The sequence below is a fragment of the Streptomyces sp. NPDC048484 genome (assembly GCF_040651415.1).
Taxonomy (GTDB): Bacteria; Actinomycetota; Actinomycetes; order Streptomycetales; family Streptomycetaceae; genus Streptomyces.
The window spans coordinates 54,699-74,747 of the sequence record NZ_JBEZJY010000042.1; the positions used below are offsets into that span (position 1 = coordinate 54,699).

The window sequence follows — 20,049 nt, forward strand, 5'->3', positions numbered from 1 at the left end:
CGGGCGTCCGGGCTGTCCGGCTCTCAGTCACCGCCCGTCCCGGCCGCCGGAGTTCGGCGGTCGGTGCGGGCGGATCAGGCAGCCGTCAGACCGTGGCGAGGGGCCGGTGCGGGGCGATGATCTGGCCGTCGGGCAGCAGCTCACCGGTGTCCTCGAAGAGCACCAGGGCATTGCACAACAGGCTCCAGCCCTGCTCCGGGTGAGCGGACACGACCTGCGCGGCCTCGCGGTCCGAGCTGTCGGCCGACGGGCACCTCGGGGTGTGCCTGCACTCCGAGTCCGGCATCCGGGAGGCGCCGGTGAGGGTCGTCGCGGTGTCGAGCTGGTGGCTGCTTTCCATGGGGCTCTCCTGCGGGGGAGGAAGCGATCCCGGGATTGTCCCGGGCTGGAGACGTGCGAAAAGGTCGGCCGCCCGTCGTGCGGACAGCCGTTGTGCGGCGGTACTGCGGGGCGGGCCGGAAGTTGCCCGCCGCTCCCGTCAGGCGGTGCGGTTGCGGGCGGCGCGGCGCTTGAGGGAACGGCGCTCCTTCGCGGACAGTCCGCCGAACACGCCGTAGTTCTCGTTCCGCTCCAGGGCGCCCTGGAGGCAGGACTCCATCAGCGGGCAGCGACGGCAGACAGCCTTGGCTTCGTCCTCCTGGAGGAGCGCCGGGCCGGTGTCGCCGATCGGGAAGAACAGCTCGGGGTCCTCGTTGGCGCAGAGCGCGCGGGGGCTCTCCACGATCTCCGTGGTGTCGGCGCCGTAGTAGGCGGTGCGTACGATGGAACTGTTCATCAGGGCCTCCCAGAAGGTCCGTACGACAGCCCCGGGGGTGCATCCCCGGGGCTGTTTGCGTGGTGGCGGCCGGATGGCCGGAGCGAGGGTGAGCTCCCGACGCTCTCCGCCGACCCCGCCCGTGAGGGCGCGGGGACGACGGGCAATGCCGGGGGATCGGTCAGCGGCGGTTGTTCTCCGACCGCTTGTTCTGCTCGCTGTTCTTCTTCGACAGGTCCTCGCGCTCCGCGTCGGTCAGGCTCGTGATCGCGTTCATCACTTGCCGCCCTTCGCCCGGCGCAGCGCCTCGTCCATGTCCGGGTCCGAGTCGGTGTTGCCGAGCGGGCGTGCGATGCTGGTGGGCATCAGGTCCTCCAGTCAGGTCCTGGACAGCCCCGGAGGGTCTCAAGTCGCCGGGGCTGTCGTGTTTTTCAGGCTGTTCGTACGAGCAGCCACGGCCCCGGCCGCCCCCTTAACTGCGGGGCGGCCGGGGCCGTGGTCGATCGTCTCGGTGTGGGTCAGGCGGCCGACTTGGCCGGAGCCTTACGGGCGGCGTACTGCCTGCCCAGTTCGGCCTGCCGTCGGTCGTGCGCCTCCACGTCCTGCACCGTCAGCGGGACGCCGGGACCGCGGAACTCAGAGAGCGTGTCCGACTCCCGCTCGCGGCACTGGTTGTTCGCCGTCTCAACAGCCTTGCCGCCGTGCTTGGCCCACTGCTCACGGCGCCACAACCGCTGCTCAGCGTGCTGGCGTGCGGTACGCGCTTCCTGGCGTGCGAGACGCTCATTGGCCTCGCGGTAGCTGGGCGTCTTCACGACCACCTGCGCGAAGCGAAGCGCCAAGCGCTCGCCGTCCGGGCAGTGCTCGCCCTTCGTGCAGTCCCTGCATCCCTTGCGGTGAGCGAGGTACGACTGGCGCGTCGAGTCCAGCGTGACCTCCGCCGCCATCCGGGAGACCGGAGGGGCGGGAGCGGGGAGGGGCTTGTAGAACTGCTGCGCCGCGCGCCGGTTGTCCTGCGGCATCGCGTCCCGCAGCAGGCGGTCCTGCTCGACCTGCCAGCTCCGGACGTCGATGTTGACCTCCACGAGCTGGTCACTGCCGGGGCAGAGAGTGTGCTTCTTGCCTTCCGCGACCTTGTCGGAGATGCAGTGCTCGCGGATCTTGAGGACCTTGTCGCCCATGATGCGGCGCCAGGTCCGGCAGTCGGGGCAGGCGATCGACTTCACTTCGGCCGGACGGATGTTGAAGTCCTCCGGGGCCATGGTGCTGAGCAGCAGCGGCGCACGGCGGTTGGTGTTCTTGGACCGGTTACGGCCGGGACGAATGCGGGGCATCGAATCCTCCTGACGAGGGGTGGGTGCGGGTGCTGCCTTCTCTGCCGCGCCAGGCCGGCCTTTCGGCTGGTGGTCCTGGCGGACAGACAGCGCAGCAGCGCCGTCGGGTGAATCAGGTGGAGCTATTCAGTACAGGGGCCTGGCCGGGGGAGCTCGGCTCACCCCACTGCCTCGCCTCCGAAGAGACGGTGGCTTCCTGCTGTTGATCTTTTGTGCGGTCAAACGTCAGGCGCTTTGGCTAGTAGGCTTAGATTGACTACTCAATGCCCGACGCAATGAAGCATGCACGCTGTGCGACGCGAGGTCAAGCGCCTTCGGCTAGATTGACTAGTCATTCCCGGGCATGTAGACATCTCTCATGGCAGTCAGCGGCAGGGCCCGAGCCCTCTACCAGCGCATCGCGGACAAACTCCGCGCCCAGATCACCGATGGGACGCTGGTTCCCGGTGACCGGCTGCCGACCGAGGCTGAGATCGCCACGGAGTGGGAGACGACCCGTTCGACCGCCGTACAGGGCCTGAAACTGCTGGTCAACGAAGGTTTGATCATCAGTGACCGCCCAAGGGGTTACTTCGTTCGCAGTCGGCGTCCGATGGTCTACCGCCCACAGGGCGAATTCCGAAAGCGCCCGCTCTCTCCTGAGATGGACCAGTTCCTCACGCAAATGTCCGAGGAAGGGCGCGAGGCCGGCCAGCACATCGAGGTGCAGGTGGAAGCGCCGTCTCGGCACGTTCGGGAGCGCCTCCGTCTGGGTGAGGGCGAGCTGGTTGTCGTCCGGCGCCGTGTTCGCTTCGTGGACGGAGTCCCCTACAACACGAACGACTCGCACTTCCCGCTCGCGTTGGTCCAGAACAGCGAGATCATGAACCCGGACGACATCGCCCGCGGCGCGAACGTCGTCCTGTCGGAGCTTGGGTACGAGCAGGTCCGCGCCCTGGACGAAATCCAGGTGCGGATGCCGACTCCCGAGGAAGCTGACCGTCTGCAGCTCGGTCCTGGCACGCCCGTGGCAGTCCATCTGTGCACTGGATTCACCAAAGACGGCAGACCGGTCCGCGCTGTAGTCAACGTGCTGCCCGGCGACCGACACGTCATCACCTACGAGCGCAGCCGCCCCCAGTTCGAGTCCGCACCGATAATTCGCCAGGCCGTTGCCACAGACCTCCGCACGGTCATTGACCTGTGGGAACACGCTGCCTCGTGGCTCAGTGAGCGAGGCATCGACCAGTGGCAGTACCCGCCCCGCGAAGACCGCATCAAGGCCAACATCGCGGCTGGCGAGTGCTGGATCGTCGAAGCCGACGGAGCGCCCGTGGCAACCATCACGGTCGATGAGCACGCCGACTCGGATTTCTGGAATTCCGATGAGGCTGCCGAGCCAGCGCTCTACGTGCACCGCATGGTCGTACGCCGCGATGTGTCGGGCCTGGACCTCGGCTCGGCCATGCTCGACTGGGCGGGCCAGCACGCTACGAGCCAGGGCAAGCAGCTGCTCCGCCTGGACGCCTGGCGCGCCAACGAGGGCCTGCAGAAGTACTACGCCGACCGAGGCTTCACGCATATTCGGACCGTCGAAGCAGCCGACCGAAGCAGCGGTGCCCTGTTCCAACGCCCCTCCAGCTACAGCCGCAGGACAGGGCCGCAGCTCACCGTGGCTCAGACCGAAAGCAATCACTGATCAACCCCCTCGCTGGACTCGAGAACCCGTCGATTCGGTTCTAGTCCCGGGGAGCTGCGAGTTCCAGATCTGACATGTGGCCGGGTGAACTGGCCACATCAGCCACAGGATTGGGGCGGGATGGCACAGAAACCGAGGGAGTTGACGCCCTGGGTGTCCCCCCTGCACAACTGGGGCTACCAGCTGCGCGAGCTGCGGAATTCGCGAGGTCTCAGCCTCCGCGAACTTTCGAAGCGGACCCGCATTGACCACGCCCACCTGGGACGATTCGAACGGGCGGAGCGCCCGGCCGACCGCACCCAGGCGGCGCTCCTGGACGGCGCCCTGGACGCCAGCGGGATGCTGCTCCGCCTCTGGGAGCGGATCGGTGACGAGCGTGGCCATGTGGCCAATCCGCCCGTTCATGTGGCCAAGTCGTCGGTGAACCTGGCCTTGGCGGTAGCCGACCAGGCAGCGTCGGACGGTGAAGGGATCTCGGTCCCGTGTCGTCTACACGATGGGTCGGTGGTTTGGGTGTCTCTGGAACGGCGTGCACTGCTGCGCGCGGGGGTGGGGTTGGGGGCTGCTGCGGCGGTCGGCTCGGGTTCGCCGGCGGCCGCGGACTCGAACGGCGTGTCGAGCCTGGTTCGCAGGGCGCGGGCCGCGTCGGCGTACGGATCGACACCGGTGGAGCATCTGCGCCGCACCCGCCGTCTGCTGATCGACGGCGACAACCTGCTCGGGCCGCGCCACGCACTCAAGGCGACGCGCGACTACATCGACGTCATCAAGGAGTTGCGGCGGGAGGCGAAGGGCACCGACCGGCGCGACCTGATGGAGCTCCAGACGCAGTACGGGGAATTCCTGTCCTGGCTTCACCAGGACCTGGGCGACCCGGACGCCGCGTCGTACTGGCTCGACAGGGCGATGCAGTGGTCGTACACGGTCGGCGACACCGACCTGACCACCTACGTCATGGCCCGCAAGGCACAACTGGCCGGTGACACAGCCGACTTGGTCGACGTCGTCGACCTGGCCGAAGCAGCCCAGCGAATGGCCCGGCCCCGCAGCCGACTCGCCGCCGTGGCCCGCACCTACGAGGCGTACGGGCACGCGTTGCGCGGTGACGCCGACGAGAGCGAGCGGGCCATCGACGATGTCCGCAACGCCCTCGATGGCGCCTCCGCCGATCCCACCCCGTGGGGCGTGTGGCTGAACGCTTCGTACGTAGAGGTCCACCGCGCGCAGGGCCTGGAGGCCCTCGGCAAGCACGACCAGGCCGCCGATGCCTTCGCCGACGCCATCCGACTGATGCCCGGCGACTACCACCGCGACCGCGGCGTCTACATGGCGCGGCAGGCCGTGGCCCTGGCCGGCGCCCGCGATCCGGAGCAGGCCGCGACAGTCGGCATGCACGCGCTGACCGTCGCCTCCGACACCGGATCCGGCCGGATCACCAACGAGCTCGCCCGGCTCGACACGGCCCTGATCCCCTGGCAGCGCGAGGCCCCGGTGGCCGAGTTCCGCGCCGCCTTCGACTCCACCCTCGCCCACGAGACCGGAACGGAAGCCTGACCTGATGACTGCCCGCCCGTACGTCGTGCTGTCCGCCGCCATGTCGGTCGACGGCTACCTGGACGACACCAGCCCCGAGCGGCTGCGCCTGTCCAACGCCCCGGACTTCGACCGCGTCGACCAGGTCCGCGCCGAAAGCGACGCAATCCTGATCGGCGCCAACACCATGCGCCGGGACAACCCGCGCCTGCTGGTCAACAGCGACGAACGCCGCGCTCAGCGCGTCGCCGACGGCAAGCCGGCCTACCCGCTCAAGGTCACGGTCACCCGAACCGGAGACCTGTCCGCCGACCTCAATTTCTGGCACCACGGCGGCGACAAGCTGGTCGTCACCGTCGACAGCGCGGTGGAGAAGGTCCGCGCGACGCTCGGGGACCTCGCCGACGTCGTCAGCGTCGGGCCGGACCTCGACTGGGACCTGGTCCTCGAGGAGCTCGGGCGCCGCGGCGTGAAGCAGCTGATGGTGGAGGGCGGCGGCACGATCCACACCCAGCTCATGGCGCGGAACCTCGCCGACGAAGTGCACCTGGCCATCGCACCACTGTTGGTGGGTCAGCCGGAGGCGGCCCGCTTCCTCGGGGCCGCCGACTACCCGGGCGGGTCGACCGCCCGGATGAAGGTTCTGGAGGTCCGGGCGATCGACGACGTGGTCTTCGTCCGCTACGCCCCGAAGGAGCGCACGGCCTGATGTACGCGCCCGACCGAGACCAGGACCTGCGCTGGATGAGCCGCGCGATCAGCCTTGCCGCGTTGTGCCCGCCGGCCGCAGGGGCCTACTCGGTCGGCGCGGTCATCGTCGGCGAGGACGGCACCGAGCTCGCATCCGGCTACTCCCGGGAGGCCGATCCGCACGAGCACGCGGAAGAGGCCGCGCTCGCCAAGCTGCCCGCGGGTGACCCGCGCCTTGCCGGGACGACGATCTACAGCACGCTGGAGCCTTGCTCCCAGCGGCACTCGCCGCGTACCCCGTGCGCTCAGCGAATCCTTGCCGCCGGAATTCCGCGCGTTGTCATCGCCTGGCGCGAGCCCAGCCTGTTCGTCGACGACTGCGTCGGTTACGAGCAGTTGATGCAGGCCGGGGTGACCGTGGTTGAGTTCCCCGAACTTGCTGGAGCCGCCAAGGCCGTCAACTCCCATCTGGGCAGGCTGGCGTGACAGCCATTCCGCACGGTGGCGGGCCTATCGACGGTGCTGTGCCGTCCTGCGGCATGCTGCCGATTGTTGCAATGCCGGAGGGGGTGACATTCGCCGGTGACATCCAAATGTCACCGGCGAATGTCACCAGACGCCGTGTCAGGTTGCGTGCCACACTCACCGCGTCCCTACCCGCCGACCAGGGAGAACTATTGACTGACAACGCGCTGGCGATGTCATCGAGTCTGGTCGCGGGCTCCCGTTTCTCCGGCACTGTCCGGCCGGGCTCCCCGCCTGTCGGGCATTTCTCTGCGCGCTTCCCGTCCGAGTTCAGCATTCCGGGCGGCACGGACGTTGCTCGAATTCGTCCGACAGTTCTGTCCACTTCTAGGGCTAGGCTGTGGATCATCGGAAACGGCGAAAGCCCCAGGACCATGCCGGGTCCCAGGGCTCTCGAACGGGGCGAAGCTCCGTTTGGGCGACACCTGATGGGAGGTGATCGCGGGATGAAGAGTACCCGCGTCTGCGGAACCGCACGCGCATCTGCGCCGTTTCAACTTTGCGATCACACCATCGGGCTCGCTTTTGGGTATGCGCCGACTCCGCTCTCGTGTTCGAGGGGGTCGGCTATGACCTAGCGGCCATCGGCCGCGCGCGCCGATAGGTGGACTGTCATCCACTGGCCTCGCGCGGCCCTTCTTCCGACCAGACATTCCGTCCAGGTCGGCGCTCAGATCCCGGTTGGCCCCGGTTCTGGGCTCCAGCTCATCGAGCTGGGTTCTCTTCTCCAGCAAAACCCCGCCTTGGCAGGCGGGCACCCGGTCCGCTTTGGCAAGCGGGCCACCCCGGCTCCTCAGAAGTCCCTTTGGCAGGGGGCCTCTGTTGAGCCACCAGCGTCACCCCGGGTTCCGGCGGCTTTGGCAGGCCGTCGGGCTCGGGGCTCCGTCCGTACAGAGCGCTCGGTCACGGTCGGGTCCCTTGGCAGGGGCCTGGTCGCGGTCGGGGCGTCCATATGAAGGTTGGTGTCCCGCCATAGTGCACGAGAATGGTGTCCCCTGTCAGCTCGACCATGTCCGATTCACGCTAGTTCGAGCCACCCGTGCTTCCCGCGTGACGGGATTCGCTGAACCTGTTTGCACTGTTCACGGCATTAATCACGAAGATTCTTGGGGGCGGAGTGTCACACGCCCTACGGTCCGGCGTACCTATACCGAGAGGGGGACCCCTGTCCTCCTGACGGCACCGGCCGCCGCGATGTCCCGGGGCTCCGTCCCGTGTGGCGGGACGCGATCTGAAGTTCCCGCCCACCAGGCGGGAGGGATCGGGGATCTCGCCGCTTCCTGGACTCTGTCCACAGGCAGTCCGCGCAAGGCTGCCGGGATGATCTCTATCTCGTTCGTCCGGGCGGGCCGGTGAGCGCCGTGGCGGCGTCGGCCGCCGTGCTGGACCGCCTTCTGTGGGACGACGTCGACAACTCGGTCGACGAGGCCCTGCTTCCCGGGCAGCGGAGCGCACTGCGGTCGGTGCCGGCCTCCGGGCAGCCGGACGACGGCGGCCTGGACGACCCGCTGCGTCTCGGTCGCACGATGCGGCTGCGGCTGCGCAACGCAGTCCAGGCGCTGCTGGCGGACCCGTCGATCGCCGGGTTGAAGGACGCGCCGCGCCTGGCCGCGGTGGTGCTGTACGCGAAGTCGCGGGCGCCGAAGGGGGAGGAGGACGACCTCCAGACCTCGACCTGGGGCGCGGAGCTCGGTCGGTGGATGGGCGTGAAGGAGTCGACGGTCCACCACAAGGTGCTGCCCGTGCTCCGCGGCACGGACGCGGTGCACACGCAGGTGGTGAGGGACGGGAAAGGCCAGCCGACCGGGCTGGACTGCCTGGTCATGCCGTTGTGGCACGCGCACCACGGCGGGGGAGCGGGGCACCCGCTGGCGCTGACGAAGTCGGAGCTGGCGACGCTGCTGCGGCTGTGTGAGGCGCTGTTCGGGCACGGCTGGACGCCGAAGAAGGGGGAGCCGACGCCGCCGGGGCTTCTCGCCGGCCGTACGGGCAAGGGGGCGGCGACCGACCGGCTCGGGCTGCTTCTGATGGTGCTGCACACGAGGGCGTCGGGCTGGCTGCAGCTGTGCGGCGGCTCGGTGAAGAGGCGCGAGGGGCGCGGGGCGGCCACGCTGGCCCGTCTGCTGGGCTGCTCGCCCTCGGGGGCCCGGAAGGTCCTGGCGCGGCTGACGGAGGCTGGTGTCGTGGCGCGGCAGCGCAAGGCGACGTCGACGCGGATGAACGGCCGGGCCCGGGTCATGCTGCTGCCAGTCGCCCGCGCGTACGGCCGCACGCTGGCCTCTGTGGAGGCTGTTGAGAGCGCCGGTCCTCTGTTTTCGCAGCGTCCCGATGGTGCGTTCGGAGATCATGCTCCGGCCGATGCTGCTGGTGCCCTTGGTACGTCTGGGATCGGCGGTACTGAGAGCCCCGGGGATGCGGCGGATCGGGAGCGTCCCGATGGTGCAGAGCTCCACGCAGACCACGCTTCTGTGGTTACTCCCGTCGTTCCTCAGCAGCTTGATTGTGGTTTTTCCGGCGAAGGCCGTGATGGGTTCGGTGATCTGCCGGACCGCGCGTGCGAGCGCGAGGACCAGTCCGTGGACGGCGATGCCGCTGCCCGGCTGACGCTGATCGACGGCGAAGGTGGCCCGCTCCGCGGGGAAAAGCCGAAGAAGTCCCCGGTCGTTGAAGGCGAGAAGGGCGACCGCGGGCCGGTCGCCGGCAGCAGCGTGCGGGCCGTGGAAGGCCGGGGTCAGGACAGGCAGCAACAGGGAAGGGTGGCTCTGCCGTCGCTGGATCTGCGGGCCGTCCTGGCCCCGGTCCGGCTGGTCTGGGCTCGCCTGGAGCGTCCGGCCGTCCGACGCCTGGTGGAGGCCAAGGCCCGCATCGAGCTGAAGCGGGTGGTCGGGTTCGCCGGTCCTGCCGCCGCGCCTCAGATCCTCGCCGACCGGCTCGCCCGGCGCCTGGAGAACCAGATGCGGCTGGGCGGTCCGATCACGGACCCGGTGGGCTGGCTGATCGGCCGTGGCCTGCCGCAGATCCGGCTGTGTGGGGAGCCCCGGTGCGATGAGGGCGCGCTGCTCGACTCCGGCCGGGACTGCCCGCGCTGCGAGGACCGGCAGGTCGACAGCCGTGCCACCCGCCGCGCGGTCGCGGCCGCCGTCGACGCCGCGATGTCCGGAGCTTCCGAGACCGAGCGGCGGGCGGCCACCGACCGGCAGCTGCACGAGACCGTGACGGCCAGGGCGTGGGCGAAGGCGTTCGAGTGGGAGCAGTACCGCGCCCGGCAGGCCGAAGCGAAGGCGGCCCGCGCCGAAGCCGCCGCCGCGCAGCTGGCCGACGACGCCCCGGCCGCGCCGGTGGCCCCGGTCGTGCTGCCCGCGCCGCGCCCGACCGTCCCTGCCCCGGAGCCGGAGACCGCCGACGTCGACGACGACCAGGAGCTGGTCCTCGAGGACCTGACCCCCGACCAGGTACGCCAGTGGCGGGTGCGGGCCATGAAGGACCACCAGGTCGTCTTCGACCACATCGACCGCTTCGGGGAGTTGTCGGCCCGGCGCCTGTTCAGCAACCGGCTGGTCAACGAAGCGCAGCACCTGTCCGGGCTCGGGCACCTGAACCTCGGCTACTCCACCTGGGGGCAGGCGTGAGCGGCGGCGAGGTGTCCGGCGTCGACCTCGCGCGCCAGGCCCTGCTCGCGGCCCGGGAAGCGGCGAAGAAGAACGGCGCCGCCCGCCAGAAGCCGAAGCGCCGCACCGGCACCGCCGTACGACGTGACGGCCGCGAACCGCTCGGGCTGGGGAGCGCGATCGGGATGATGATGACCGAGCGCGGCATGGTCGCCCCGGCCGCCGGCGGAAGCGTCCTCGCCGACTTCGACGCCATCCTCGCCGCGGCCGTGCCTGAACTCGCCGGACGGGTTCGGGCCGTGGCGTTCGACGCGGACACAGGCCGTCTGGACGTCGTCCCCGACGCCCCGGCCTGCGGGACGCAACTGCGCTGGAGCGCGCCGAAGCTGATCGCGGCGGCCAACGGGCGAGTGCCGAACGCGAACGTCCGCGCCCTGCACGTCCTGGCGCCCGCGTCCATGAAGGCCAGCCCCACCACGGCCACCGAACCCGCCTCGCAGCCGACCGTGCCCGCCACGCCGGTGGAGCGCTGCACGCCGCCGGACGGCTACCGCCGCGCCCTCGAAGCGCACCGCGAGGCCGCGGTGCCGTCCCGGGGCGACCCGGGTATCGCGCAGGCGGTGGAGCGGCAGAACCGGGCGATGCGCGAGCTCAGCCGCCGCGCGTTCCCCGAGCCGCCCGCGGTGCCCGATGATGCGCCGGCCCCGATCGACCAGGCCCGCGCCCAGCGCCGCCGCCAGGCCGCGGCGACCGAGGCCGCCGCGCTACGCCGGGCCCGGGACGAGAGGGCCGGTCGGGAAGTGACCGTCCCGCAGCGCCTGGACCAGACAGCGTGACGCCCCCTATGAGCCTCACATGCCGTTTCCGCAGGTGGAGGCGGCGCGCGGGGAGCCTGTCAGCTGTGAGGCAGGGACTTCGGATGCCTGCGACCGAGCGGGATAGTTGGCGTACGAGCACGGTTGTTGGCGGATCTTGATGTGCGACCGGCGCTCAACGCGTTCACCTGCGGCGATGCCCTCGTGCTCGCTGGCGGCGGTGACGTGATCCGCCAACTATCGCCCTCAAGATCCGCCAATCAGCTTTCTCGGCACGCCTGTGACCTGGACCGACGTGGGCATGATCCGCCAACTATCCCGCTCGGTCACAATGCCGCTCGACCCTGTCCACACCCGATCAGAAACTCAATCCGAACGGGTTAAAAAAACAGGCTAAATACTAGGGTAAACAGTGTTAGGGTGAGGGCACGAAAGGAGATCCACCCATGGCATCCGAGGAAGAGCTGTTCGCGAACATCGACGCACTGCTGGAGGAGGAGCCGCAGCTCCCGCCCCCAGCGGAGCGCGCCCGGCTGCGCCAGGCCGCCGGCATCACCCAGGCCCGCCTCGCGCAGGCCCTGAAGTCGACGGTGCAGTCGGTCAAGAACTACGAGAACGGCCGCTCCGAGCCGAAGCCGCCGCGCCTGGAGGCATACCAGCGGCTGCTGAATGGATGGGCGGCGAAGTACCCCGCCCACGCCGTCCCCGCTCCGGTCGTCGCATCGCAGCCGGTGGTGCCGGAGACGTTCACCGGCCCGGCCGCGCCCGAGGTGCCCGAGCCTGAGACCGTCGCGCCGGTGGAGGCTCCCGCCACCCCGGTCGCCCCAGAGCGTCCGGCCGCCCGTCCGGCGACGTCCTCTCGCCGCCCGGCCGCGAAGAAGGCAGCGAAGCCCGCCGTCGACCCGCGCTTCCCGCACGGCCCGCTCGCTGTGCTGGACGGCGACGGCTCCGCGTACGGCGTGGACGGCCTCGTGCTCGACTGCCCGGCGACCACGGTCGTGGAGCTGGTGGAGTGGACGCTGCGCGAGGCCGGCCTCGGCGCGCCGAAGCTGCACCGCAACGGCAAGGACGCCGACCCGCTGATCGTCCTCACCGCCGCGGCCGCCGTGAAGCTCGGGCTCCCCGAGCGCCTGGAGGACCGCCGCGGGCTGCGCCTGGAGGAGGACCACCCGGTCGTCAAGCAGGTCCTCAAGGCGAAGTGGCAGCTCACCAAGCGCGGCTTCGGGCCGTGGGCCCGCATCTACCGCAAGGCCAGCGGCGCCCAGCGCCAGTGCGTGCAGCTCGCGATCCTGCCCTGGGACGCCCTCGATGAGCGCTCCTGGCCCGGCGTCACGGACATGGCACCGGCCGACATCGCCCGCGTCCTGGGCATCTACGCCCAGCGGGTCAGCACCCCGCGCGGCAGCACCGCCGTCTCCGGCCTGGAGCTGATGACCGCGCTGCGCCCGCCCACACGCCCGGTGCGCGATGAGGAGACCGGCAACTGGGTGTCCGGCCCCAACCCCGGCTCACTGGGCACGGAGGCGATGGACCCGGCCCCGCCGGAAGGCCAGCCCGAGCACCCGGCCGTCTTCCACTCCGGCTGGGACGGCGGATTCCTGCACGAAGAGGCGTACAACTGGGTGCGGCCGGTGGAGCTCCTCACCGATGAGGAGTGCACGCTGCCCTACGCGGTCGGCCTGGACCTCAACACCGCCTTCCTCGCGGCCGCCGCCCGGCTCACCGTCGGCCTGTCCGCCCCCGACCACTTCCACGCCCCGAAGTTCAACCCGAAGATCCCCGGCTCCTGGCTGGTCGACCTCTCCCACGTGGAGATCGACCCGCGCCTGCCCTCACCGTTCACCCCGTCCGGCGAACACCCGACCGGCCCGGCCTGGTACCAGACGCACACCGTCGCCTACGCCCAGGAGCTCGGCTACAACGTGGAGCCGATCGAGGCGTACCTGCGCCGCGAGACCGGCGCGTACCTCGACCCCTGGCACGACCGGCTCAAGACCGCCTACGTCGACACCCTCGCCGACATGGGCGTCACCAAGGACCTCACCGACACCGAGTTCCTCGCGGCGATGGCACGCCACAAGGACGTCGACCCGGCGCTGACCGCCGTGCTCGCCGCGATCAAGGGCACCATCAAGGGCGGCATCGGCAAGCTGTTCGAGAACCCGCAGGGCAAGAACCACAAGCCCGGCGACCCGTGGCCGGGCATGCAGCGCCCCACCTGGCGCCCCGACATCCGTGCCGCCGTCATCAGCAAGGCCCGGGTCAACATGCACCGCAAGCTGGCCAACATGGTGAAGCTGACGGGCCTGTACCCGCTCGCGGTGCTGTCCGACTGCGTCGTCTACCCGAGCCCCGGCGCCTCGCCGCTGGACTTCCTCCCCTACGCGGCGTCCGGCAAGCCGCAGCCGGGCGGGTTCCGCCTCGGGCCCACCCCGGGCCTGGCGAAGCTGGAGGGTGTCGAGTCGATGCTGTGGGCGGTCGACGTGATGGAGAAGGGCCACAACCCCGCCAGCCTCATCAAGGGCGGCAACGCAGTCCTGGACGAAGGCGAGTAGCACCGTGCGAGAGATCGAGAACGCCATCGAGCGCGCTGAACGGGAAGCGTTCACCCGGCAGCCGCCCAAGACCCTCAAGGCTCAGATCGGCTACCTGATCAAGCAGCTGGGCACCGCCAAGGCCGTCGCGCAGGAACTCGGCATCACCGCCGATTCCGTCAACCGCTACCGGCGCGGCGCCCGCAAGAACCCGCCCAAGGACATCGCGAAGAAGATCGACGGTGCCGTCCGGGCCCGCTGGCAGCCCCAGGTGCGCCGCCGCCGGCGCAAGCAGGCGGCCAGCAGCGGCGGGATCACCGTGGAGACCCGGGCGTCCTTCGGCTACAAGGCAGCCGGGGGATCGACCGACGAACCGCGCATGCGACGGCTGACCGTCCACCTCCCCGCGACCTACGCGCAGCGCCTGTTCGACGCCCGCGACCGGGGGGACAACGACCAGAAGTTGCGTGAAATCATCGCCGACGGATTCAGGGAAGTGTATTTTCAGGACGGCGGACGCCGCGCGGGCGACCTCCACGAAGTCGAAATGAAGAACATCGACTACCTGGATCTCGACTACTAAATAGGAGCGAATGCGTGACCACTGAATTCCCGGCCATCGACCGCGACAAGAGCCCGCTGCTCGATGCCGACCACGACGCCGTCCGCATCGCCGACGCCCTGCGCTCCAGCCCGCACATCACCGTCGTCGCCCCGGCGCAGCCCGGCGACGAGACGGTCTGGTTCAGCGACGCCGGCGGCACCGGCTTCGAACTGTCCCTCACCACCGTGGAGCCGGAGCCCGACGCTGAGCGCGCGGCCTACGCCTGGGACGCCGCCACCGCCGCGATCGGCAACCACCCGCACTTCATCCGCGCGGAACTCGAACAGAAGTCGTTCGGGCCGCTCAACCTCGACACCATCACTGCGCTCACCCGCACCGGCAACGAGTACACGCTGAAGCTGACCGTCGCCCCTCGCCCCGGCTACGAAGAGGAGCAGGCCTGCCCGGCCGCCGACGTCGCGTACGCCGCCGACCGGCTGCTGACCAGCGACCCGAGCGACTCGCAGCGCGCGACGGCCGAACTCCTCAACTACGTGGCGGCCACGTGGGAGAAGCAGGACCTGCCGCTGCGTCAGCACGCCCAGGCCGTTGCCCGCGCCCTGCGCACCCGGTAGGAGGGGATCACCGCATGTCCGCATCCACGGCCACCCGGCGCGCGTACCGTGAGGTGACGACCCGCCGGGAGGACCAGATGAGCGCGCAGCCCGACCACGCACCCGTCACGCCGTACGCCCCCGCGCCCGGGGCGCCGGCCGAACTCCTCGCCCAGCTGCGCGCCGACAAGCGCGCGGACACCTGGGTGCCGGCCTTTGAGCGGGAGTGGGCCGCCGCCCTCGAGGAATCCCGGCGCACGTTCTCCCTGGCCGGGCTCTACGAGGTCGTCCAGGACTGGCAGGGCCGCATCGCGCACGCCCCGGCCGTCGACGCGTTCGTCGCCTCCGGCTACGACGACAGCGACGCCATCGACCTGGCGGAGCTCCGCCGGCGGCGCGGGTGAGTCCGTCGCCGTACGCGGTCCGCGTCTCCGCCCCGGCCGCCAAGGTCCTCGACTCCCTGCCCGAGCACGCGGTGGACACCGTGTGGGACATCCTCGCCGCGGCCGCCGCAGACCCGTGGGGCTTCCGGCAGTTCGACACCGACGACCACGAAGGCGAGGACGTCCGCTACGCGGCCGTCGGCCAGCTCTCCGTCACCTACTGGATCAACCGGCCCCTGCACAGCCTGACGGTCCTGAACATCGTCTGGCTCGGATAGCCACCCGGTGACAACGCCCCGCCCCCTGGCACTCGAACTGCCAGGGGGCGGGGCGTTTCGCATCGTAGCCACGGCCGTATCCACCAGTAGCCAACCAGGCGGCAACGCGGAGCCGCGCAGTAGTCACCAGTTGCCACGGGGCGTTCGGCCACACGCGGTCAAAGACGAAGAACTGTGCTCACCCTGTGGTGGGTTGCGGTCAACGCTGTTCCACGGGGTGCGGGGCGGGGATGCTCGGATTGGTCACCGTGTGCCTTGTCCGACGGGAGCGAGCCGTGAGTTTTATCGATCACCGCCACGAGCGTGACATCGCTGCCGAGTTGGGCGGGCCAGCCCCCTACGACCCGGCGTGGCTGAACGGCCAGGGCCGCGCCCTGGCCGTGGACACCACCCTGGTGGCCCGGTTGTACGGAGCGGCCCGAGAAGGCTGCGACGACTGCCGCGAGGACGCGCTGGAGCAGCTGTGCCGAAACCCGGGCGAGGTGGCCGCACTGGCACTGTGGGCCTGCACGCGCGTGATGGACACCCACAACGACCTGCCCATGGAGATGCTGGAGCGCGGCGATCCGGCCTTCCGACGGCTGGCGCGGGCCTACAGCAACAGCACCTTCCGGCACGGCTTCGAGTCACGCGAGCTGACCGACCTGCACGAGACCTGCTTACGCCTGGATCCCGCAGCCCTCCAGCCCGCTGCGCAGCGGGCTCTGCAGTTCCTGCTCACGGGCCCAGGAGACTCGGCCCTCTTCGGCTCCCTGACCGGCGACTACACGCCCGGCGATGAGGACGACGTCCAGGAGGACTTCACCCTCACCCGTCAGGTCATCGGCCCGGAGGTCGTTATCACCCTCACCCCGCACGGTGACTGAGGCCAGCCCGCCTTCGCGCCGCGCCGGGCCGGTGTCACGTCAGCCCCAGCCTGTGAGGTCTATAAGCCTCATAGGCCGTTTCCCCAGATAGACGCGCTGCGCTATGAGGCTGTGAGCCTGTGAGGCGGACCCCCGTGCCCCTGCTTCCGCACGCCCTGGTCCCGCCCGCCGGCCCGGAGGACGATGGAGTCGTGAGCGAGCACAACGAGGACCAGGACCACGGCGCCGAACCGGCGCGGCAGCCGCTCACCGCGGACCGCGCCCGGGAGATGACGGCCGGGCTGCGCGCGGCGATGGACGACGTCCGGCGCTCCGTGGCGGTGCTCGCCGCCCGGGTCCGCGACGCGCACGCCGCCCGCATCTGGCTTCCCCTCGGGCACAGCAGCTGGGAGTCGTACTGCGACGCGGAGTTCGACATCAGCCGCGCCCAGGCGTACCGGCTCCTGGACGTCGCCCGCTCCCTCGCCGCGATCCACGACGCCGTCGCAGCCGGCCCCGCGACGTCTCGCACGCGAGACAGCGACACGGCCGCCACGGCCGCGCTCGACTACGGCCTGTCCCAACGCGCCCTGATCGCCGTCTCCAGCCGTACCGGCGACGTCGCGGAGCTGATCACCCGCCGCCTCGCCACGCTCGCCCACAGCGGCCTCCAGGAGCTCGATGAGCCCACCGTGCGCGCTGTGGTCCGCCAGGCCGTCCGTGACGTCCGCACCGCGCCGCCCCCGCCGCCCGCCGGTCCGCCGGCGGATCCCGCGCTCACCGAGCTGCGCCGCGTCGTCGACGACCTCGCCGCCACCACCCACCAGCTCGGGGAGCTGATGCTCGAAGTCGCCCCGGCGTACCTGTCCGACACTGCCGCGGCCGACGTCCTCGCCCCGCTGTGCGACGCGATCGGCGAGGAAGTCGAAACTGGCCTCGCGGCCCGCCGCTACGCCCTGTCCGGTGACCGCCGCGCCCTGCACGGCACCGTCCTCTGACCGCCACCGCTCGCCGATACCCGGCTGCTCCTGTGGGTCCGCACACCCCGTTTCCCCTGATGGGCGGGTTGAGCTGTGAGGCTATGAGGTGTGAGGCGAGGGCCTGCGGCGGGGACCTGGTGCTGCTCCTGGTGGTGGTTGTCGGACGGCAGCAAGGCCGTGTCGTGGATGCAGCGCAGCATTTGCATGGGCCCGCGTAGCACAAGGCCGCTGCACGGGTCGCAGGCTGGCCACGGTGGTGCTGCGGGCGACGCTGGTTTGTTCTGCTGCTCCAGAACGATCCGGTTTACCTGGTGCTACCGACGCTGCTCCGTTCCGGCCGGGAACGACGACGGCGCCCTCCCAGAGTCGGGGGCGCCGTGGTGGTGGGCGACGTGCGGCGGCGGCTCAGCCGGCTAGCCGAAGGGCGGGCCGTACATCCGGGGCCGGCGCGTCCTCGCCACCGTCCGGGTCCGGGTCGAAGTCGGTGCCTGCCCGCTGCTCATGGTCGGTCAGCGTGGTGGAGCGCCTCGCGTTTGTTCTGCTCTCCCAGAACAAACCGGTTTACCTGGTGCTACCGGCTTGATCGCAGCGGGCACGAAGAAGGCGCCGCACGGAGAGTGCGGCGCCTTGGGGTCTTCGCGGGGCCAGGAGCCCGCTGGGCGGCCTACGAGGGCTGCGGTGGGGTGCTTAGCCGGTGGGGGCGAGGTTGGCCATCTGTGCGGCGAACCGGGCCCGTCGCTGTTCGGTGAAGCGGCCCGGCTCGGCGGCTTTGATCTCCGGGACCTTCATGACGGGGGAGGAGACCGCGCCGCCGGTCAGCAGCGGGTGGAGCTGGTAGAGGCCGTCCTCGAGGCTCCAGGCGAGTCCGCACTCGCGGAGCTCCTTGAAGCCGCGGTTCACGGTCGGCTTGCTCGCGCCTAGCTCGGCGCACATCTCGTTCTGGCTGATCGAGGCGGTGCCGGTCTCCGGGTCGCTGAGGTACAGCAGCTGGTCCAGGACGCGGCGGCCGGCGGTGGAAACGTCGACCAGGGCCAGGAGGCGCAGGACGTCACGAGGGATCGTGACGGGGGCCTCCGTGGGAGGGCTGGGTACGTAAGAGCTGCTCACGGAGCCTCACCACTTCCGATCAGGTCGGGACGCTGTAACGAGGATATGCCGCGCGAGGTCATGCGGTCGCCTTGCGCACGGGACGCCGCTGCCGCAGGGTGACGACCTTCTCCTTGCGGCGGGCGGACTCAGCGGCCTTCTTCTCCGCCTCCCTCAGCTGACGCCACTCGGTGGGGTAGTCGGAGTGCGGGATGAGGCAGGCCGGGCCCTCCGCGCTGTTCCAGAGCGCCTGCCACTTCTCCTGCTCGCCGGAGGTGCCGGCCACCGTGAGCCACGGGTTCAGCTGGAGGATGCCGCGCTTGGCGGTGCGCATCCAGCCGATGTGCGCGAAGAACTGCGACGCCTCGTTCACGGAGGCCGCCGACAGGTTGCACCGGGCCTGGAGGTCGCGCTGGTTGGTCTTCACGAAGCCGCGGGCGGCGGCTCGAAGGTTGTCGTCGGCGCGGTTGGCGTTCTGCAGCGCCACGAGCTTGCACCAGACCTGGAACCAGGAGCCCGGCATCTTGAGACTGCCCAGGACGTCCATCAGCAGCCGGGCGTCCAGCACGTAGCCGCTGCACTCCGCGCTCGCGGCGAACTCGCGGCCCTTGATCTTCTCCACGCCCAGGATCAAGCCGCCCTTGCCGTCCGACCGCGCAACCACGCGCTCGCCGGGGCGGACGATCGGCAGCTGTTCCATCAGCACAGTCCTCCAGAGATGATCAACGTTTCAGCCTGCACGGTAGCACTAGGTAAACCGGCTTGTTCTGGAGGGGCAGAACAAACGGTGTCTCACAGTCACCTGACGACCCGTCAGCTTTCGGGGGTCTTTGTTCTGGATCTCCAGAACACCCAGGACGGCTTTGTTCTGGATATCTAGAACAAACGGTTTCGCATCACCGCAGGTCAGACCCTGTTTCGACCCGGAACGCTCTTATGTGTCACTAGAGGTCACCCACCACACCGACGCCACCCGCCACGCCGTGCGCGGTGCGGAACAAGCAGCTGGTCAGGACGGGCGTGTCGCCGTCGACAACCACCGGATCGAGGGAGGCCGGCCCTCGTGGCTGAGCAGGCTTCGCGTGCGGCACCGTGGCCCGGCGCGGCTCCTGGACGGCATCAGCGGAGCTGCGTCTCGCGTTGGCTCGGACCGTGACGATCAAAAGCGTGAAGCGTAGCTGATCCCGGTGGGCGGTTCCGTTGTCCGGCCCTGGGGGCCGGACAACTCCGGTACCTCCGCACGCTGAATTCAAGCTCTCCCATATCGGGCTTCCGTTCTGTGGCTGAGCAATTCGAGGCCGCGCAATTCTGAATTCAGCCGGTAGTTATTAGGCCGGGGCAGGGGTGGCGCGGCTGGAGCCCAAACGCTACACAGTGGGCTGCCGTGATGCATCACCCTTGCGGTGCGTTCGCTCACTCGGGTGACGCATCGCCGGATTCTGCCCCACCGTTGCGGGTTGGCGTGTATGCTGACGGGGTATTGGTGAGCTTGACCGTGCGAGTCCGAGGGTGGGGGAGTGGTCAGGGTGGAGCGCAGCGGAACCCGTCACTGCGGTGGGGGCCGGCACCCACTCGGGCCGATGGTCCGTCACACTCGTTGCGGGGGTGGTGGCTGGGATTCCCAAGCCCTACACAGGTCCGCGCGTGATGCACCTCCCCTCTCGCCAGCCCCGGCGACCGCGCTTGCGCGGGTGCCCCTAATTCGCGCTTGCGCGAATTACCTTCGCTTATGAATTCCGCTCGCGGAATTCAATTCCGGCGCTTGCGCCGGAATGCGAATTGCGCTTGCGCAATTCGGCGCTCTATGCCCCGGCTTGCCGGGGCATATCCCGCGGAGCGGGATATGCC

Annotated in this window: 18 protein-coding genes; 13 read left to right on the forward strand and 5 right to left on the reverse strand. The window is 70.0% G+C overall.

The genetic code is table 11. From position 1 onward, the window contains the following. Positions 1-85: 85 nt before the first annotated feature. The 3 genes from AB0D14_RS34100 to AB0D14_RS34110 form a co-directional block, all read right to left on the reverse strand. The gene (locus AB0D14_RS34100; protein WP_362786853.1) at positions 86-286 is read right to left on the reverse strand and encodes a DUF5999 family protein; all 201 of its coding nucleotides are present in this window, start codon (positions 284-286) and stop codon (positions 86-88) included. Between the two features lie 192 nt (positions 287-478). Then, the gene (locus AB0D14_RS34105; RefSeq protein ID WP_362786828.1) at positions 479-775 is read right to left on the reverse strand and encodes a WhiB family transcriptional regulator; all 297 of its coding nucleotides are present in this window, start codon (positions 773-775) and stop codon (positions 479-481) included. Between the two features lie 497 nt (positions 776-1,272). Continuing rightward, positions 1,273-2,088 (reverse strand): hypothetical protein, encoded by an 816-nt coding sequence (locus tag AB0D14_RS34110; protein ID WP_362786829.1) that lies wholly within the window; start codon positions 2,086-2,088, stop codon positions 1,273-1,275. 358 nt (positions 2,089-2,446) lie between these two features. On the opposite strand from AB0D14_RS34110, the gene AB0D14_RS34115 reads away from it, so the two are divergent. From AB0D14_RS34115 to AB0D14_RS34175, 13 genes are all read left to right on the forward strand, one after another. After that, entirely contained in the window at positions 2,447-3,766 is a 1,320-nt protein-coding gene (locus tag AB0D14_RS34115; protein WP_362786831.1) for a GNAT family N-acetyltransferase, read from the forward strand. A gap of 120 nt (positions 3,767-3,886) precedes the next feature. After that, positions 3,887-5,320: a helix-turn-helix transcriptional regulator gene (locus AB0D14_RS34120; RefSeq protein ID WP_362786832.1), complete on the forward strand. Its 1,434-nt coding sequence runs from the start codon at positions 3,887-3,889 to the stop codon at positions 5,318-5,320. Between the two features lie 4 nt (positions 5,321-5,324). Beyond that, entirely contained in the window at positions 5,325-6,008 is a 684-nt protein-coding gene (locus AB0D14_RS34125; protein WP_362786834.1) for a dihydrofolate reductase family protein, read from the forward strand. Continuing rightward, positions 6,008-6,475: a deaminase gene (locus tag AB0D14_RS34130; protein ID WP_362786836.1), complete on the forward strand. Its 468-nt coding sequence runs from the start codon at positions 6,008-6,010 to the stop codon at positions 6,473-6,475. Before AB0D14_RS34125 ends, AB0D14_RS34130 begins: the two co-directional genes overlap by 1 nt. Positions 6,476-7,866: 1,391 nt before the next feature. Next, on the forward strand, positions 7,867-10,143 hold the full coding sequence (locus AB0D14_RS34135) for a hypothetical protein (RefSeq protein ID WP_362786838.1): 2,277 nt from the start codon (positions 7,867-7,869) through the stop codon (positions 10,141-10,143). Continuing rightward, positions 10,140-10,958 carry a DUF721 domain-containing protein gene (locus AB0D14_RS34140; RefSeq protein WP_362786839.1) on the forward strand — a complete coding sequence of 273 codons (819 nt, stop codon included), beginning with the start codon at positions 10,140-10,142 and terminating at the stop codon, positions 10,956-10,958. The genes AB0D14_RS34135 and AB0D14_RS34140 overlap by 4 nt, the downstream gene beginning before the upstream one ends. A gap of 425 nt (positions 10,959-11,383) precedes the next feature. Further along, on the forward strand, positions 11,384-13,492 hold the full coding sequence (locus AB0D14_RS34145; protein ID WP_362786841.1) for a helix-turn-helix domain-containing protein: 2,109 nt from the start codon (positions 11,384-11,386) through the stop codon (positions 13,490-13,492). A 4-nt stretch (positions 13,493-13,496) separates the two neighbouring features. Continuing rightward, positions 13,497-14,054 (forward strand): XRE family transcriptional regulator, encoded by a 558-nt coding sequence (locus tag AB0D14_RS34150; protein ID WP_362786843.1) that lies wholly within the window; start codon positions 13,497-13,499, stop codon positions 14,052-14,054. Between the two features lie 14 nt (positions 14,055-14,068). Then, the gene (locus AB0D14_RS34155; RefSeq protein ID WP_362786845.1) at positions 14,069-14,650 is read left to right on the forward strand and encodes a hypothetical protein; all 582 of its coding nucleotides are present in this window, start codon (positions 14,069-14,071) and stop codon (positions 14,648-14,650) included. 77 nt (positions 14,651-14,727) lie between these two features. Continuing rightward, positions 14,728-15,033 (forward strand): DUF6247 family protein, encoded by a 306-nt coding sequence (locus tag AB0D14_RS34160; RefSeq protein WP_362786855.1) that lies wholly within the window; start codon positions 14,728-14,730, stop codon positions 15,031-15,033. Continuing rightward, entirely contained in the window at positions 15,030-15,290 is a 261-nt protein-coding gene (locus AB0D14_RS34165) for a hypothetical protein (protein WP_362786846.1), read from the forward strand. The genes AB0D14_RS34160 and AB0D14_RS34165 overlap by 4 nt, the downstream gene beginning before the upstream one ends. A gap of 275 nt (positions 15,291-15,565) precedes the next feature. Further along, positions 15,566-16,156, forward strand: coding sequence for a hypothetical protein (locus AB0D14_RS34170; protein ID WP_362786847.1), 591 nt, complete (start codon positions 15,566-15,568; stop codon positions 16,154-16,156). A gap of 191 nt (positions 16,157-16,347) precedes the next feature. Continuing rightward, positions 16,348-17,133: a hypothetical protein gene (locus tag AB0D14_RS34175; protein ID WP_362786848.1), complete on the forward strand. Its 786-nt coding sequence runs from the start codon at positions 16,348-16,350 to the stop codon at positions 17,131-17,133. Between the two features lie 669 nt (positions 17,134-17,802). Here the strand turns inward: AB0D14_RS34175 and AB0D14_RS34180 are convergent. Both AB0D14_RS34180 and AB0D14_RS34185 read right to left on the reverse strand, forming a co-directional pair. Further along, complete coding sequence (locus AB0D14_RS34180) at positions 17,803-18,222, reverse strand: helix-turn-helix domain-containing protein (protein WP_073739656.1); 420 nt, start codon at positions 18,220-18,222, stop codon at positions 17,803-17,805. A 58-nt stretch (positions 18,223-18,280) separates the two neighbouring features. After that, a complete protein-coding gene (locus AB0D14_RS34185; protein WP_362786850.1) occupies positions 18,281-18,901 on the reverse strand; it encodes a hypothetical protein in 621 nt (206 codons plus the stop codon). Between the last annotated feature and the right edge of the window lie 1,148 nt (positions 18,902-20,049).